The organism is Micromonospora sp. NPDC049044, assembly GCF_040649215.1.
GTDB lineage: Bacteria > Actinomycetota > Actinomycetes > Mycobacteriales > Micromonosporaceae > Micromonospora.
This window is the reverse complement of sequence record NZ_JBEZFA010000011.1, coordinates 127,753-142,998: the sequence shown is the minus strand read 5'-3', so window position 1 is coordinate 142,998 and position 15,246 is coordinate 127,753. Positions and strand designations below refer to the sequence as shown.

General features: G+C 70.4%; 15 protein-coding genes and 1 tRNA gene. 8 read left to right on the top strand and 8 right to left on the bottom strand.

Going from position 1 to position 15,246, the window contains the following annotated elements; genetic code table 11:
• Positions 1–5 precede the first annotated feature (5 nt).
• Together AB0B85_RS12085 and AB0B85_RS12080 are read left to right on the top strand one after the other, a co-directional pair.
• Positions 6–581 (top strand): hypothetical protein, encoded by a 576-nt coding sequence (locus AB0B85_RS12085; protein ID WP_357406339.1) that lies wholly within the window; start codon positions 6–8, stop codon positions 579–581.
• Positions 582–749: 168 nt separating this feature from the next.
• Positions 750–971 (top strand): hypothetical protein, encoded by a 222-nt coding sequence (locus AB0B85_RS12080; RefSeq protein ID WP_357406338.1) that lies wholly within the window; start codon positions 750–752, stop codon positions 969–971.
• 150 nt (positions 972–1,121) lie between these two features.
• On the opposite strand, the gene AB0B85_RS12075 is transcribed toward AB0B85_RS12080, so the two are convergent.
• The 4 genes from AB0B85_RS12075 to metH form a co-directional block, all read right to left on the bottom strand.
• A complete protein-coding gene (locus tag AB0B85_RS12075; RefSeq protein ID WP_357406336.1) occupies positions 1,122–1,289 on the bottom strand; it encodes a hypothetical protein in 168 nt (55 codons plus the stop codon).
• Between the two features lie 268 nt (positions 1,290–1,557).
• Positions 1,558–1,685, bottom strand: a tRNA-OTHER gene (locus AB0B85_RS12070).
• Positions 1,686–1,805: 120 nt separating this feature from the next.
• A complete protein-coding gene (locus tag AB0B85_RS12065; RefSeq protein ID WP_357406334.1) occupies positions 1,806–1,964 on the bottom strand; it encodes a hypothetical protein in 159 nt (52 codons plus the stop codon).
• 362 nt (positions 1,965–2,326) lie between these two features.
• Positions 2,327–5,842: a methionine synthase gene (metH, locus tag AB0B85_RS12060; RefSeq protein ID WP_357406332.1), complete on the bottom strand. Its 3,516-nt coding sequence runs from the start codon at positions 5,840–5,842 to the stop codon at positions 2,327–2,329.
• Positions 5,843–6,104: 262 nt separating this feature from the next.
• On the opposite strand from metH, the gene AB0B85_RS12055 reads away from it, so the two are divergent.
• The 5 genes from AB0B85_RS12055 (at position 6,105) to AB0B85_RS12035 (ending at position 10,606) form a co-directional block, all read left to right on the top strand.
• Positions 6,105–6,974: a PAC2 family protein gene (locus tag AB0B85_RS12055; RefSeq protein ID WP_357254177.1), complete on the top strand. Its 870-nt coding sequence runs from the start codon at positions 6,105–6,107 to the stop codon at positions 6,972–6,974.
• Between the two features lie 123 nt (positions 6,975–7,097).
• On the top strand, positions 7,098–7,889 hold the full coding sequence (locus AB0B85_RS12050; RefSeq protein ID WP_357406330.1) for a GntR family transcriptional regulator: 792 nt from the start codon (positions 7,098–7,100) through the stop codon (positions 7,887–7,889).
• A gap of 222 nt (positions 7,890–8,111) precedes the next feature.
• Entirely contained in the window at positions 8,112–8,846 is a 735-nt protein-coding gene (locus tag AB0B85_RS12045) for a hypothetical protein (protein WP_357406328.1), read from the top strand.
• On the top strand, positions 8,843–9,175 hold the full coding sequence (locus AB0B85_RS12040; RefSeq protein WP_357406326.1) for a transcriptional regulator: 333 nt from the start codon (positions 8,843–8,845) through the stop codon (positions 9,173–9,175). The genes AB0B85_RS12045 and AB0B85_RS12040 overlap by 4 nt, the downstream gene beginning before the upstream one ends.
• Before the next feature lie 225 nt (positions 9,176–9,400).
• Positions 9,401–10,606: an acetylhydrolase gene (locus AB0B85_RS12035; RefSeq protein ID WP_357406324.1), complete on the top strand. Its 1,206-nt coding sequence runs from the start codon at positions 9,401–9,403 to the stop codon at positions 10,604–10,606.
• 213 nt (positions 10,607–10,819) lie between these two features.
• On the opposite strand, the gene mshC is transcribed toward AB0B85_RS12035, so the two are convergent.
• From mshC to AB0B85_RS12015, 4 genes are all read right to left on the bottom strand, one after another.
• Positions 10,820–12,058 carry a cysteine--1-D-myo-inosityl 2-amino-2-deoxy-alpha-D-glucopyranoside ligase gene (gene mshC, locus AB0B85_RS12030; protein WP_357406322.1) on the bottom strand — a complete coding sequence of 413 codons (1,239 nt, stop codon included), beginning with the start codon at positions 12,056–12,058 and terminating at the stop codon, positions 10,820–10,822.
• A gap of 66 nt (positions 12,059–12,124) precedes the next feature.
• Entirely contained in the window at positions 12,125–12,943 is an 819-nt protein-coding gene (locus AB0B85_RS12025) for an SCO1664 family protein (protein WP_357406320.1), read from the bottom strand.
• On the bottom strand, positions 12,940–13,530 hold the full coding sequence (locus AB0B85_RS12020; protein ID WP_357254163.1) for a DUF3090 domain-containing protein: 591 nt from the start codon (positions 13,528–13,530) through the stop codon (positions 12,940–12,942). The genes AB0B85_RS12025 and AB0B85_RS12020 overlap by 4 nt, the downstream gene beginning before the upstream one ends.
• A gap of 115 nt (positions 13,531–13,645) precedes the next feature.
• A complete protein-coding gene (locus AB0B85_RS12015) occupies positions 13,646–14,368 on the bottom strand; it encodes an MSMEG_4193 family putative phosphomutase (protein ID WP_357406318.1) in 723 nt (240 codons plus the stop codon).
• 158 nt (positions 14,369–14,526) lie between these two features.
• Between AB0B85_RS12015 and AB0B85_RS12010 the strand changes: the two genes are divergently transcribed.
• Positions 14,527–15,246: a YoaK family protein gene (locus tag AB0B85_RS12010; RefSeq protein ID WP_357406316.1), complete on the top strand. Its 720-nt coding sequence runs from the start codon at positions 14,527–14,529 to the stop codon at positions 15,244–15,246.

Genomic DNA, 15,246 nt, shown 5'->3' with positions numbered 1-15,246 from the left:
TGGGGATGCTGTCAGCATTGCTGTCGACAGCTTTCCGCCGGCGGCTCTACCTCCCGGCTGTTGCGAGCGGTTGGGACCATGGCGCCATGACGCCAGGCCCACCAGCTACCCAGGCCGAGGATCAGGTATCCGAAGAGGTCCTCATGGCGGCCTACGCCGTGGTCGGCGCCCGCCGCACATCCCTCGACACGATGATGTGGCAAGTCCCCGCGTTGGCTACCGCGGCCCAGGCCTTCCTCCTCACGATTGCCCTACAGGCGGGCGGCTCAACCCCTGCTCAAGCGGTCTCGGCCGTCCTGGGCGCTATTCTCGCCCTGCTGTCGGCACAACTGATGGCCAAGCACCGCCACCTTGAAATGAGCGACAGCCGGCTAGCGGAGCGGATCGAGCGACAACTGGGCCTTGCGCAAGGCCTTGAAGTCCCTCCCCACGCCGCAGGCCGTCTCCGCCTCGGCGACCACCAGCCTTGGTGGATTCGGCTGTCGTCCTACCGCCTCTGGCTCTTCGGCGTGGCGTCGTTCGGCGTCGCCGACTTGGTCATAGCCCTCGACGCGATCGCAGGCCTGGGCATCTTTCACTGAGCCACCACCTTGACCTATGGACTGTCGGCCAGGCAGTTGCTGAGGGCCGGGTACGCAGGCCGCGAGCCGCAGCCGGTCAGCGGAGGGCTGTACCGGCGCCATGGGTCGCTCTACTTCGGCGCGGTTCGGCGAGCAGGGCGACACCGCCGGCCCTGGCGGAACAGCGACTTGGTCTTCACCATCCGCCTCGGTACGCCGATCGAGCCGAGGAACTTCCACCGGGAGTTCAAGACCCGCTGCCGCAAGACCGGCGTTCGGGAGACCTCCGTGCACACCCGGCGCACCTGCGCCACCCTGCTGGCGGCCCTCGACGTTCAGCCCCGGGTCATGATGCGGACCCAGCGGCACAGCCAGATCGCGGTGACCATGAACATCCACGCGACCGTTTGAAGCCGTGCTGTCGCAGCACCAGCCCCACCTGCTTGGCGATCATGTGCAGGTCTGCCTGCCGTACCGGACGCTCCAGGTAGAAGATCGTATTGGCGAGTACGACAAGGAGATCGAGCCACGGGAGGTTGCTGCACTTCACTGCTGCACTCCTCATCCGCGTGTAGCGCTGCTCAGCCGACCCCGAAAGGTGGCAGCGAGCTTGGCGATCGTGGTCGGGTCGCGGGCAACCTCGGCAAGGATGTCCCGGGCGACAGGCCGGTGCGTGATCTCGGCCGGTGCGGTGCGCTCGGCCTGCACCAGCAACCGAGCCACCCACATGAAGTCTCTCCATGACCTCAGACCATGCGGAACGGACGGCGGCTTTTCTGGCCTCGCACCAGCCCGCGGGATTGATCACTGCCACACGACCGTCCTGCCCGCCCTCTCCACCCGACCACTTGACCCCCGGGCAACCAACGCGGGGCGCTCACCTGCGCCTTCAAAGCCACTGAGCTGCCAGAACAGTCCCCAGCGTCCGGGACAGTCCGCGGGCGTTCGTCCCGATCGTCACCCAGGTAGTCACCCAACTGTGCTGGGAGAGTGCGAGCGGACCGGAGGGGATTCGAACCCCCGGTGGGGCATGGCACGCCAGCGGCCCCACACGCCTTCGAGCCGCCGCGCGTGCACGGCACCCGGCATCTCAGCGCTGCAATAACCCGGCTCTGCCACCGGTCCGCCGACAGTCTGCCCTCGACACTGTCAGCTTGGGAATCGTGTTGATCGATACTTTCTGTAGCGGCCCTCTCGGCGGGGAGCTAGGCAGCGCAGAGCACGAGCGTCCTCGATGTGATGCCGCTACCGTTCGACGATCCATCCAAGCTCCGCCAGGCGGCCGATCAAGCGGTCAAGATCGAGCGTCCGAAACATCCACAGCTCATCGCGATCAGCAGCCTCGAACTCCAACCCGACTTTTCGCCATCGTCGGATTGCGATCAAATTGTCGGCGGTGACCACCAGAACTCCGGCCCAGATCTCCCGTAGCGCGATGGAGTCCCGCTCAGCCCGCAGCCTCGCCATCGGCCAGCCAGAGTCGGCGCGAACGCCGCCCCCCACCTTCGGAACGACCCGGATACCACCACGTATCGAGAACCCGCCTGCGCCCAACTCCGGCCCTCCGTGTTCTCTACCTGGCCACCGCTGACGGGCCTGCCGCTCGGTCGCTCGAAGTTCAACCCGGAGTCTGGAAGCCTGCGATCCGGGCCGCCGACATCCCCGACGACCGTCGCAACGCCATGCACGTCCTGCGGGAGACGGCATGATCACGGCTCAGCGGCCTTCGGGACGACCTCGGGTGCAGGTCAGTGCACCTGCGCCCGTCACTTGGCGTTGAAGTAACTGGCCTCCGGGTGGTGGACCACTATCGCGTCGGTGGCCTGCTCCGGCATCAACTGGAACTCCTCGGACAACTCCACGCCGATCCGCTCCGACCCGAGCAGGTCCACGATCTTCGCCCGGTCCTCCAGGTCCGGGCAGGCCGGGTAGCCGAACGCGTACCGGCAGCCCCGGTAGTCGTTGCGCAGAATGCCGGCCAGGTCCACAGGGTCGTCGATGCTCAACGGGCGGCCGTCGGGCAGGGTCAGCTCGGCGCGGATGCGCCGGTGCCAGTACTCGGCGAGCGCCTCGGTGAGCTGCACGGACAGCCCGTGCACCTCCAGGTAGTCGCGGTACTCGTTGCGGGCGAACAGCTTCGCCGCGTACTCGCTGACGGGTTGCCCGACGGTGACCAGTTGCAGCGCGACCACGTCGAGCTGGTCGCCCTTGGGCCTGAAGAAGTCCGCCAGGCAGAGCCGCCGCTCCTGGCGCTGGCGGGGGAAGGAGAACCGGGCGCGCTCCGCGTGCCCGTTCTCGTCGAGCACCACCAGGTCATTGCCTTCGGAGTACGCGGGGAAGTAGCCGTACACCACGGCTGCCTCAAGGACCTGGTCGGCGATCAGCCGGTCCAACCAGTACCGCAGCCGCGGCCGACCTTCGGTCTCCACAAGCTCGTCGTAGGACGGTCCGTTGCCGCCCCGGGCGCCGTTGAGCCCCCACTGCCCGCGGAACGTGGCCCGCTCGTCGAGCAACGCCGCGTACTCGGCCATCGGCACGCCCTTGACCACCCGGGTGCCGAAGAACGGCGGAGTGGGCACCTCCACGTCGACTGCCACATTGGAGCGGGTCGAGGAGTCGTGCAGCTCCGGCAGCGACTCGGTGACCATCGTCCGCTGCCGCTCCCGACGGGCCCGCCGCTCCGCGAGGGCAGCCTCCCGCTCCGGGTCGATCACCGGCGCGCCACCCCGCTTGGCGGTCATCACCTTGTCCATCAGGGACAGCCCCTCGAACGCGTCCCGCGCGTAGTGCACCTGGCCCGGGAACATCGACCGCAGGTCGTCCTCGACGTACGCGCGGGTGAGCGCCGCCCCGCCCAGCAGGACCGGCCAGCGCTCCGCGACCCCGCGGGTGGCCATCTCGGCCAGGTTTTCCTTCATGATGACTGTGCTCTTGACCAGCAGCCCGGACATGCCGATCGCGTCGGCGCGGTGCTGCTCGGCGGCGTCCAGGATGGCGTTGATCGGCTGCTTGATGCCGATGTTCACCACCTCGTAGCCGTTGTTGGACAGGATGATGTCGACAAGGTTCTTGCCGATGTCGTGCACGTCACCGCGCACCGTGGCGAGCACGATGCGACCCTTGCCGCCGTCCTCGGTGGTCTCCATGTGCGGCTCCAGGTACGCCACAGCGGTCTTCATCACCTCGGCGGACTGGAGCACGAACGGCAACTGCATCTGGCCGGAGCCGAACAGCTCACCGACCACCTTCATGCCGTCCAGCAGGATGTCGTTGATGATCGACAGCGGGGACCGGCCGCCGGCCATCGCCTCGTCCAGGTCGGCCTCCAGGCCGTTGCGCTCGCCGTCGATGATGCGCCGCTTGAGCCGCTCGTCAAGCGGCAGCGCGGCCAACTCCTGGGCGCGGCTGGCCCGGGCGCTCGTCACGTCGACGCCCTCGAACAGCTCCAGGAAGCGCTGCACCGGGTCGTACCCCTCGCGGCGCCGGTCGTAGACCAGGTCCAGGGCGACCTCGCGCTGCTCGTCGGGGATCTTCGACATCGGCAGGATCTTGCTGGCGTGCACGATGGCCGAGGTCAGGCCGGCCTGCACACACTCGTGCAGGAACACCGAGTTGAGCACCTGGCGGGCCGCCGGGTTGAGCCCGAACGAGATGTTCGAGATGCCCAGTGTGAAGTTGACCCCCGGGTAGCGGGTGGAGATCTCCCGGATCGCCTCGATCGTCTCGATGCCGTCGCGGCGGGTCTCCTCCTGACCGGTGGCGATCGGGAACGTCAACGCGTCGATCAGGATGTCCGCGCGGTCCATCCCCCACCGGCCGGTCAGGTCGTCGATCAGCCGCGCCGCGACCCGCACCTTCCACTCCTGGGTACGTGCCTGCCCCTCCTCGTCGATGAGCAGCGCCACCACCGCAGCGCCGTGCTCACGGACGATCGGCATCACCCGCGCGTACCGGGAGTCGGGGCCGTCACCGTCCTCGAAGTTCACCGAGTTGACCACGCACCGCCCACCGAGCATCTCCAGCCCCGCCTCGACCACGGCCGGCTCGGTGGAGTCCAGCATGATCGGCAGCGTCGACGCGGTGGCGAACCGCCCGGCCAGCTCCCGCATGTCCTGCGTGCCGTCGCGGCCGACGTAGTCGACGCACAGGTCGAGCAGGTGCGAGCCGTCGCGGGCCTGACTGCGGGCGATCTCCACGCAGGCCCGCCAGTCGCCGGCGAGCATCGCCTCCCGGAACGCCTTGGAGCCGTTGGCGTTGGTGCGCTCCCCCACCATCAGCACCGACGCGTCCTGGGCGAACGGCACCGGGTGGTAGACCGACGAGACACCCGCCTCGTGCCGGGGCTCGCGGGCCGGGGCGGTGACGCCGTGCAGCCGCTCGGCCAGCACCTGGATGTGCTCCGGGGTGGTGCCGCAGCAGCCCCCGACAAGCCCCACGCCGTACTCGGTGATGAACCGCTCCAGGGCCTCGGCCAGCTCCACGGGAGTCAGCGGGAAATGCGCCCCGTCGGCGGTCAGCACCGGCAGGCCGGCGTTCGGCATCACCGACAGCGGGATGCGGGAGTGCTGCGACAGATACCGCAGGTGCTCGCTCATCTCGGCCGGACCGGTCGAGCAGTTGAGCCCGATCAGGTCCACGCCCAGCGGCTCGATCGCCGCCAGGGCCGCACCGATCTCGCTGCCGACCAGCATGGTGCCGGTGGTCTCCACGGCCACGTGACAGATGATCGGCACCGACCGGCCCAGCTCGGCCATCGCCCGCTTCGACCCGACCACCGCCGCCTTGACCTGGAGCAGGTCCTGGCACGTCTCGATGATCAACGCGTCCGCGCCACCGACGATCAGACCCGCGGCGTTCTCCTGGTACGCGTCGCGCAGCGTCGAGTAGGGGGCGTGCCCGAGGGTGGGCAGCTTGGTGCCCGGCCCGATCGAGCCGAGCACGAACCGGGGCCGCTGCGGGGTGCTGGCCGCGTCGGCGGCCTCCCGGGCGATCCGGGCGCCCGCCTCGGACAACTCCCGGATGCGGTGCGGGATGTCGTACTCGGCGAGGTTGGCGAGGTTGGCGCCGAAGGTGTTCGTCTCCACGCAGTCCGCGCCGGCGGCCAGGTAGGCGTCGTGCACCCCGCGCACCACGTCGGGACGGGTGACGTTGAGGATCTCGTTGCACCCTTCGAGGCCGTCGAAGTCCTCGAGTGTGAGGTCCGCGGCCTGCAGCATCGTGCCCATCGCCCCGTCGGCGATGAGAATCCGGCCAGCCAGCGCATCCAGCAACGAAGTCCGCACGCGTCCAGGTTAGTGCGGCAGCCGTCCTGCTCACCCACCCTCGGCACCTGATCCCAGATTGTGTCAGCGGGATCACGCTGTCCGGTCCGTTCGGGTATGACCGGGCCTGGAAGCGGCAGACCGGCGCGGCCGACAGGCCGTACCTCCGCCCGGGACGTAGGCTGACGGACGTGAAGGACAACAGGGACGCCGCTGTGCCCCACGGTATGACGACCGGGCGCCATCCCGGCGCCGGCCGCGACGAGCAGGGTGAGGTGACGGCGTGACCGAGTTCGACGGACTGCCGGTGCTGCGGTCCCCGGTGGCCATCGCCGCGTTCGAGGGCTGGAATGACGCCGCTGACGCGTCCACCGCCGCGGTGGAGCACCTTGAGCAGGTCTGGAACGCCCGGCAGATCGCCGAGCTGGATCCGGAGGACTTCTACGACTTCCAGGTCAGCCGGCCCACCATCACGATGGCCGATGGGGAGACCCGTCGGGTGGAGTGGCCGACGACCCGGTTCATGGTGGCCAGCCCGGAGGGCACCGACCGTGACGTGGTGCTGATCCGCGGCATCGAGCCGAGCATGCGCTGGCGGACGTTCTGCGAGCAGGTGCTGGAGATCTGCCACAGCCTGGAGGTGGAACGGGTGGTGCTGCTCGGCGCGTTGCTCGCCGACGTTCCGTACACTCGGCCGTTGCCGATCAGCGGCAGCGCCTCGGACGCGCAGGCCGCCGAGCGCTACCAGCTCACCCCCACCCGCTACGACGGGCCGACCGGGATCGTCGGCGTGCTCCACGACGCCTGCACCCGCGCCGACGTGGATGCCGTCTCGTTCTGGGTGCACGTGCCGCACTACGCCAACAACCCGCCCTGCCCCAAGGCCACCCTCGCCCTGCTGCACCGGGTGGAGGAGGTCGTCGACCTGCCGGTGCCGATGGCCGACCTGGCCGAGGAGTCCGCCGAGTGGGAGCAGCGGGTGCGCAGCGCCGCCGAGCAGGACGCCGAGCTCGGCGAGTACGTCCGCGAGCTGGAGGAACGGGTCGGCGACGAGGGCATCACCCCGCTGACCGGTGACGAGATCGCTCAGGAGTTCGAGAAGTACCTGCGCCGTCGGGGCGGTTCGGCCGGCCCCACCGCCGGCTCCTGGTAGCACTGTTCGTCGCGGGCCCTCGGACCTTTGTGGTCCGGGGGCCCGTTTTTTCGCGTGTCACGGGTAGCGCCGTCACACCCGCTAGGGCATCCTAGGAACCTAGATGTGATCAAGGAGGCGGGTGTGCAGATCAATCCCGGGGCCGCCGAGTTCCCGCACCGACAGATCGCCGCGCAGCTCAAGGCCCAGGTCCGCCGGGGCGACTGGGGGCCCGGCGAACGGCTGCCATCCATCCCGGCCATCGCCGAGATGTTCGGCGTCGCCAAACAGACGGTGCAACGCGCCGTCGACCAGCTCCGCGTCGAGGGCATCCTGATCACCAAACCCGGCTCCGGTACGTACGTCCGGGGCACCCGACGCCGACTCAACAGGCTCTCCCGAGGCCGGTACGGCGGCTTCCGCGGCTACCACACCGACCTGGCCGCCCGGTACCGCCAGCAACTCGTCTCGGTCGGGCGCGCTCCCGCTCCCGCCGAGGTCGCCGACGCGTTCGGCGCACCGGACGGCACCGAGCTGCTCTGCCGCCGACACCTCGTGCGCACCGACGACTCCCCCGTCGAGGTGGGCGCCTCCTGGTTCCTGCCCCGCGACACCGCAGGCACCTCGCTTGAGCGCGCCGAGGCGTTCGGCCGGCCGCTCTACCAGGAGGCCGAGGAGGCAACCGGGCGGCGGTACGTCTCGGCCACCGACACGATCAGCGCCCGCCAACCCAGCCGGGAAGAGGCCGAAACCCTCCAGATCCGGCCCGATACCCCGGTGCTGCACCTGCTGCACGTCGCGTACGACAGTCACCGCAAGCCCATCGAGGTCGCGCAGGCCACCTGGCCCGGCCCGATGACCACCCTCACCGAGGAGTACCAGATTCCTGCCCCCACCCCCGAGGCCGATCCCGACCCCGGCCTGGTTCTGGGCTAGGTTCCGGCTCGCCGATCATGTCCGTCGGGGCATGGCGCGGAGCCAGTCCAGCGCCACGACGCGGTTGAGGACGGCTGGGTAGTCGGTGCCCCAGTCCGCCTGTTGAACCCGCGTCCCACCTGGTTTGCGTTCGCGGTGGGCGGCGCGGTCACAGTTGGCACGGCCCGTGAAATGCGGTCAGACTCTCTTGCACGGATAGGTCTGTAATGCAAAGCTAACTTCATGACACACGAATCCGTTCCACAGGCGGATGGGCCTCACGAGCTGTTGGCGGCCGTGCGCGACCTGACCCGCCAGGTCCGTGTCGCCCAGCGCGGCACCTGGTTTCCGCTGCTGGTCTTCGCGGTGATCACCCTGATCGCGATACCCGTCTACCGGTACGCCCCCTACGTCGACCTGTTCGACACCTGCCGATCCAGCCCGCAGCACACGGTCTGCATGGCACCCAACCCGACGGAGCTCGGATACTGGACGGTCGCGCTGGTGCTCTCCTACGCGGCGATCGCAGGCTTCTACGTACGACAGTCCCGACGGCGCGGCGTGGGCACCCCGATCCGCCCCTACGTCGTCGTCGGCGTCGCGTTGGCCGTTCTGATGACGGCCGTGTCGATCTGGCTGAGGCTCCACCCGCTCGTCCCCGTCCCCGCCGATCCCTTCTCCACCGATCCGGCCGCGATCGAGGTCGGGCCAGCGGCGTGGCTCGTCAACGGGCTGGCCAGTCCCATAGCGGTAATCGCGTTGGCGCTGCTGGTGCTCGCGTGGGTCGAACGCAACTGGGCGCTGCTGGCGTACAGCCTCGTCTACCTGGCGATCGTGATGGTGCAGGGCGGCCAGGTCATCCACTCGACCTCGCCGTGGTTCTTCCTGCCGTACCTGCTCGTCCCGGCGGCGCTGCTGCTGCTCGGCAGTGCCGCCTTCGCCCTGTTCCGGCCGACCACCGAGGTTCCGGGGCGATGACCGACCATCCCACCAACGGCCTCGACGACGTGGTCCACCAGCGCGTCCGCTTGGGCATCCTGGCCATCGCTCACCAGGCCCGCCAGGTCGAGTTCGGCTTCCTGCGCACCACCCTGCAGCTGACCGCGGGCAACCTCGGGCAGCACCTGAACGTCCTGGAGAAGGCCGAGCTGATCCAGATCGAGAAGGGCTACGAGGGCAAGCGCCCACGCACCTGGGTGACTCTCACCGCTACCGGTGAGGCAGCCCTGCGCGACGAGATCGCCCACCTCAAGGAACTCATTCAGCAGGTCGAACATGCCGAGACGGCGCCGATCGCCGACCGGTGACCGGTGACCGACGGCCAGCCGACGTGCGCGGACCGGATCCCGTGCAACACGGGGTCTGTCACGCCCAGACACGGCAGGCCTGGTGTCTCCAGCAGCAGAGCGCTGAAGTCTTCATCATCGAAGAGCGCTGACACCGATACAACTACACCCTCAGTGTATACACTGCGATGATATCGATGGCCGGAGCGCTCCGTTGCGGCGTCGAGAAACCCAAGGGGAGGACAAATGGAAACCGTGCAGCCGATGGGTGGACGGGGAATGACGCGCCGCGGCCTTGTCGGAGCGGCACTGGCGACCGGGATCAGCGTGCCGCTTGGCATCGCCGGTCGCGCCACGGCAGCCGCCACCGATCCGGGCTTGGTCCGGCTCTCCCTGCCCGCGCCGACCGGGCCGTACCGCGTGGGGACGGTGCCGCTGCACCTGGTCGACCGGTCACAGCCGGACCCGCTGGCCGGGCCGGGACGGTACCGGGAGTTGATGGTCAGCCTCTGGTACCCCGCCCGGGACGTGCGGCGACACCCGCTCGCCCCGTGGATGACCGCCGCCTCGATGCGCACGCTGCTGGGCTCCGCCGGCTTCGACCCCGACGCCGCGCTGGCACCACTGACCGCCGGCCACGAGGGCGCCCCGGTGTTGCGCCCGCGCCGACGGCTGCCGGTGGTGCTGTACTCGCACGGCGCCGGCAGCCACCGTTCGGACACCACAATCGTTGTCCAGGAACTGGCCAGCCACGGCTATGTGGTGGTCACGGTGGACCACACCTACGACGGGTTCGGCGAGTTCCCCGACGGCCGGGTAACCGTCCAGGAGAACAGCCACCACGCCACCCCATGGACCTATACCCGCGACGTCCGGTTCGTCCTCGACCAGATCGCCGACCTCGCCGCCGGGGGCAACCCCGACGTCGACCACGCACCGCTGCCGGCCGGGCTGGGCACCGCCCTCGACCTAAGCCGAATCGGCATGTTCGGTTGGTCGAAGGGCGGCACCGCGACGGCCCTGACCATGGCCACCGACCGGCGGATCCGAGCGGGACTGAGCATCGACGGCCCGATGCTGTCGCAGCCGCTGCCCACCACCGACCTGTACCGGCCGTTCATGCTGATGACGGCGGCGTTCACCCAGGCCGCGGAGCCCGCCGTCGCCGAGTTCTTCACCCACCTACGCGGATGGCGGCTCAACATCCAAGCCGCCGAAGCTGTCCACTCGTCCTACGGGGACAACCAGTGGCTGATTCCACAACTGGCACGGGTCATCGGGATGAGCGACGAGGAACTCGTCAGCTGGATCGGGAATCTCGACCCCGCCCGCGCGGTGCGGATCGGGCAGGCGTACCCGCTGGCGTTCTTCGACCTGCACTTGCGGCACCGGGGCGGCCGTCTCCTGAGCGGCCCGAGCCGCTCCTTTCCCGAGGTGACGTTCATTCCATAGCCCGTTCGTCCGCGCCGTGCCGGCCCGCCCCAACCCCCTGCCTGGTTCTGGACTGAGCCGGAACGCGCGGCGCGGGGCCGTCCGCAGGAAGGGCGGGACCCGGTCGATCATGGGGTTGTGGTGCCTCGCGAAAGGTACAAAGCACCGTGTATCGGGCACCAGAAGTCCATGATCGACGCAAGCGGGGGCGAGCGGGGTGGGTTGTCGGGTGGGCTAGAGGCGGATGCCCAGGAGGGCGTCTACCGTCTTCGCGAAGAGGGCGGGCGCTTCGGGGTCATCCGTGGTGCCCGCCAGGGTCGCGTCGGCCCAGCGGTCGGCCACGGCCAGGGCGCCCGGGGTGTCCAGGTCGTCGGCCAGGCGTTCGCGTACCCCGGCCAGCAGCTCGGCCCCGGACGGCCCGGCCGGCGCGGCGGCGGCCCGCCGCCAGCGGGCCAGGCGCTCCTGGGCGGCGGTGAGCAGGTCGTCGGTCCAGGTGCGGTCGCTGCGGTAGTGCTCGGAGATCAGCGCCAGCCGGATCGCCATCGGGTCGACCTTGTCGGCGCGCAGCCGGGACACGAAGACCAGGTTGCCGCGGGACTTGGACATCTTCTCGCCGTCCAGGCCGATCATGCCGGCGTGCACGTAGTGCTCGGCGAACGGGGCCTGACCGGTGAGCCGCTCGGCGTGCGCGGCGGACGCCTCGTGGTGCGGGAACAGCAGGTCGTTGCCGCCGCCCTGCACGTCGATCCGGTCACCGAGGAGGTTCATGGCGATCACCGCGCACTCGATGTGCCAGCCCGGGCGGCCCGGCCCCAACTCCCCGCCCGGCCAGGACGGCTCGCCCTCGCGGGCCCCGCGCCACAGCACCGGGTCCAGTGGGTCGCGCTTGCCGGCCCGGTCGGGGTCACCGCCGCGCTCGGGGAAGATCTCCAGCATCTGCTCACGGGTGAGGTTGGACTCGTAGCCGAACCGGCCGGTGGCGGAGATGTCGAAGTAGATGTCGCCGGTGCCGTCGTCGAGCCGGTACGCGGCGCCGTCCTTGACCAGCACCGCGACCTTGTCGGCGATGTCCGGGATCGACTCGACGGCACCCACGTAGTGCTCCGGCGGGATGATCCGCAGCGCCTCCATGTCCTCCCGGAACAGCGCGGTCTCGCGCATCGCGAGGACCACCCAGTCCTCGCCGTCGCGGGCGGCCCGCTCCAGCAGCGGGTCGTCGATGTCTGTGACGTTCTGCACGTAGCGCACCGGACGGCCGGCGTCGCGCCACATCCGCTGCACCAGGTCGAACGTGATCATGGTGGCGGCGTGACCGAGGTGTGTGGCGTCGTAAGGGGTGATGCCGCAGACGTACATGCTTCCCGCGTCGGCCGGCTCACTCGGGTGGACGCCCTGCCGCGCCGAGTCGTACAACGCCAACGGCTCGCCCTTGCCCGGCAGCCGTGGCACCTCGTGTCCCGCCCAAGACTCCATGGGACCAGCCTAGCCAGCCCGGCGACGCCGCCGGAGCGCACCACGGGTGATCAAGATGACAGCAGCTCACATGGGGGGCCAGGGCATCGCCGGCCAGTCCTCCGGCGGCTGCGGGAAACGGCCGCTCTCGCGCAACCGGTCGACCCGGCCGGCCAGCTCGGCCACCTCGCTGATCGTCAGGTGGTCGGCAAGCTCCGCGCCGAGCGCTCCGGTGATCTGCCCGGCGAGCCCGGCGAGCATCTCCACCGCGTCCGGGGGAAGCTGTCGGCCGGCCCAACCCCAGAGCACCGTACGGAGCTTGTCCTCCACGTGGAAGCTCACCCCGTGGTCGACGCCGTAGATGCGGTCGTCCGGGCCGACCAGCACGTGCCCACCCTTGCGGTCGGCGTTGTTGATCACCGCGTCGAGCACCGCGAGGCGGGCCAGTCGTGGGTCTTCGGCGTGCGCCAACACGTACGCCGCGCCGTCGTCGTCCCGGGCCGCGGCGATCGGGAACCAGCGCGGCGGCAGCTCGTCGGCCGGCAGGAAGCCGACAAGCGCCTCGGCGTCCTCCGGCTCGTCGATCCACAGCTGGCAGGAGCCGGGGCCGAACGGCCCGTCGCGCAGCACTGTGGGCGGCACCAGGCCCCAGCCCGTCGCCTCGGAGACCAGGTACGCCGAGACCTCCCGACCGGCCAGGGTGCCGTCGGGGAAGTCCCAGAGCGGTCGTTCGCCCCGCACCGGCTTGTAGACGCAGCGGGCGGTGACCCCGTCCAGGGTCAGGATGCCGCGCAGCGTCGTGTTCGACGCGTCGACCAGCCGACCCTCCAGGTCGAGCGTGCCGTCACGCAGCAGCCGCAGCGCCGCGTCGCCGTCCTGGCGAGGCTGGAGGCCGGACGAGGTCACCGGTGGTAACCGTTGTGCCGCGGGCAGAGGTGCCCGGCGGGGTCCAACGGTTGGCCGCAGAGCGGGCACGGCGGCCGGCCCGCGTTGACCACTCGCCGGGCCCGCTCGATGAACTGGCGGGTCGCCTGCGGGGTGAGCCGCACCCGGAGCCGGTCGAGGTCCTCGTCCGGCTCGTCGTCCTCGACATCGTCGTCGTCGGGGTCTTCGTCGTCCTCGTCGCCCAGCTCGACCTCGGGCTCCACCTCGCCGGCGGCGATCGCCTCGATCACCACGGTCGCGGTGTCCACGTCGAAGGCCAGCCCGAGGGTGCCGACTCGGAACTCCTCGTCGACCGGCGTGTCGAGCGGCTCGTTGTCGCCGATCACCGGCGCCAGCTCGGGCAGGTCCACCCCGAAGCGACGCTGCGCCTCGGTGAGCAGCTCTTCCAACTTCTCGGCGAGCAGGGACACCTGGACCTTCTCCAGCGCGACACTGACCAGCCGACCGCCGCCGCGGGCCTGCAGGAAGAAGGCGCGCTCCCCCGGCGGCCCGACGGTCCCGGCGACGAACCGCTCCGGCGGTTCGAACGCGTGCACCTGGTGGGTCATACCCACGACCCTATCCGGCCCGCCAGGGCACCGCGCACCCCACCGACCCGAATCACCGTGCGCCCCGCCACGCCCGGCGCACCGGTCCTGGCACCCGGGCGCGGCGGACGCCGGCTCACCGGCCGGCCCCCGCGCCGCCGCCCACCGGGGCGTCGGAGTCGGCAGTGCTCGCCGCCGCCCGCGTCGCCCGCCGACGCTTGCGGGGCGGCGGTGCCAGCGCGGCCAGGTCACCGCCGGTGTCGTTGAGCCGGAGCAGGAACGGCCGCAACGGGGTGTACCGGATCGCCGTCACCGACGCCGGGTCGGCCACGATCCGTTGAAAGAGATCAAGGTGTACGCCGAGCGCGTCGGCGACTATCGCCTTGATCACGTCGCCGTGGCTGCAGGCCAGCCAGACCGCCTCCGGGCCGTGCTCGGCGGTGATCCGGGCATCCCACGCGCGTACCGCCGCGACCGCCCGCGCGGCCATCGCGGCCATCGCCTCGCCGTTCGGGAAGACCGCCGCGCTGGGGTGCTGCTGGACCACCGGCCAGAGCGGCTCCTTCGCCAGCTTCTTCAGTGGCTGCCCCTCCCAGTCTCCGTAGCCGCACTCGATCAGCCCCTCCTCCACGAGCGGGGCGGTGTCGGGCAGCGCCAGCTCCAGGGTCTGCCGGCACCGGATGAGCGGACTGGTCACCACCGCCGCGAGCGGCACCCGGCGCAGTCGTTCGCCGACCGCTGTCGCCTGGGCCCGGCCGGTGTCGTCCAACTCGACCGGCTGGCGGCCGGCCAGGCCGCCGTCGGCGTTCGCTGTCGTCCGGCCGTGTCGCAGAAGCAGAAGGGTCGCCACGGGGACCACCCTATGACCTGGGCCCGACCGGACGTCGCCGTCGGGCGACCAGGGTGTCCGGCCACCGGTGGCGGGGGGCTGGCGAAAACGGACTGAAGCACCAGGCTGACCGTAAAATGCGGTGTGCCGGTCTTGTCCGGAGCCGTTAGCGGAGGATGGGGAACGCGATGGGCGACTCACCATCCGAACGGCCCCCGGACCCGCAGGACGCGTACCGGGAGTTTCGGCACCCGCTGCTGGTCCTCGCCGTGACCACCGGGATCGCCGGCTTCGTGGACGCCTTCGCGTTCCTGCGCTACGGCGCGTTCGTCGCCAACCAGTCGGGCAACGCCGTCCTGCTCGGCATCGGCCTGGCCGGACGGCACGCCGCCTGGCCCGAGTCCGCCGCCTCACTTGTCGCGTTCGCCACCGGGACCGGCGTGGTCTCCCAGGTACGCGCGGCGCGCAGCCGGTGGTCGCCGGCTCTCCGGGGCCTCGGCAGCGCCGTGCTCACCCTCGCACTCTGGGCGGTGCTGAACGCCCTGCTGCACCACGGCCGGCAGGGCGGATGGCAACGAATCGCGCTTGCCGCTGCCGGCGGTCTCGCCATGGGCGCGCTGGCGACCCTGTTCGTCCGCACCGCCGGGGTCACCACCGCGATCACCTACCAGTCCGGCACGGTGGACAAGATCGGTGAGCGCATCGGTCGGTGGTTGGCCGGTCCGGACACCGGCCGGAAGCGGGCCCGGCAGGGCGCCTTCCTCGGGCTGTTGGCGCTTACCTGTTACGCCGCCGGTGGTGGCCTCGGCACGATCGCGCAGCAACGGCCCCTGTGGGTGCCGGCGTGGGGAACGCTGGCCCTGGCCGCCCTCTCGTTCCTGCTCCGCTCGGGACGGTCCCGGACCTGA

Coding starts and splice junctions, on each gene's coding strand:
- mshC (WP_357406322.1), bottom strand. CDS start 12,058: ATGGAGTCTTGGGCGGGACACGAGGTGCCACGGCTGCCGGGCAAGGGC.
- AB0B85_RS12020 (WP_357254163.1), bottom strand. CDS start 13,530: ATGACCCACCAGGTGCACGCGTTCGAACCGCCGGAGCGGTTCGTCGCC.
- AB0B85_RS12085 (WP_357406339.1), top strand. CDS start 6: ATGCTGTCAGCATTGCTGTCGACAGCTTTCCGCCGGCGGCTCTACCTC.
- AB0B85_RS12010 (WP_357406316.1), top strand. CDS start 14,527: ATGGGCGACTCACCATCCGAACGGCCCCCGGACCCGCAGGACGCGTAC.
- AB0B85_RS12040 (WP_357406326.1), top strand. CDS start 8,843: ATGACCGACCATCCCACCAACGGCCTCGACGACGTGGTCCACCAGCGC.
- AB0B85_RS12045 (WP_357406328.1), top strand. CDS start 8,112: ATGACACACGAATCCGTTCCACAGGCGGATGGGCCTCACGAGCTGTTG.
- AB0B85_RS12075 (WP_357406336.1), bottom strand. CDS start 1,289: ATGTGGGTGGCTCGGTTGCTGGTGCAGGCCGAGCGCACCGCACCGGCC.
- AB0B85_RS12035 (WP_357406324.1), top strand. CDS start 9,401: ATGGAAACCGTGCAGCCGATGGGTGGACGGGGAATGACGCGCCGCGGC.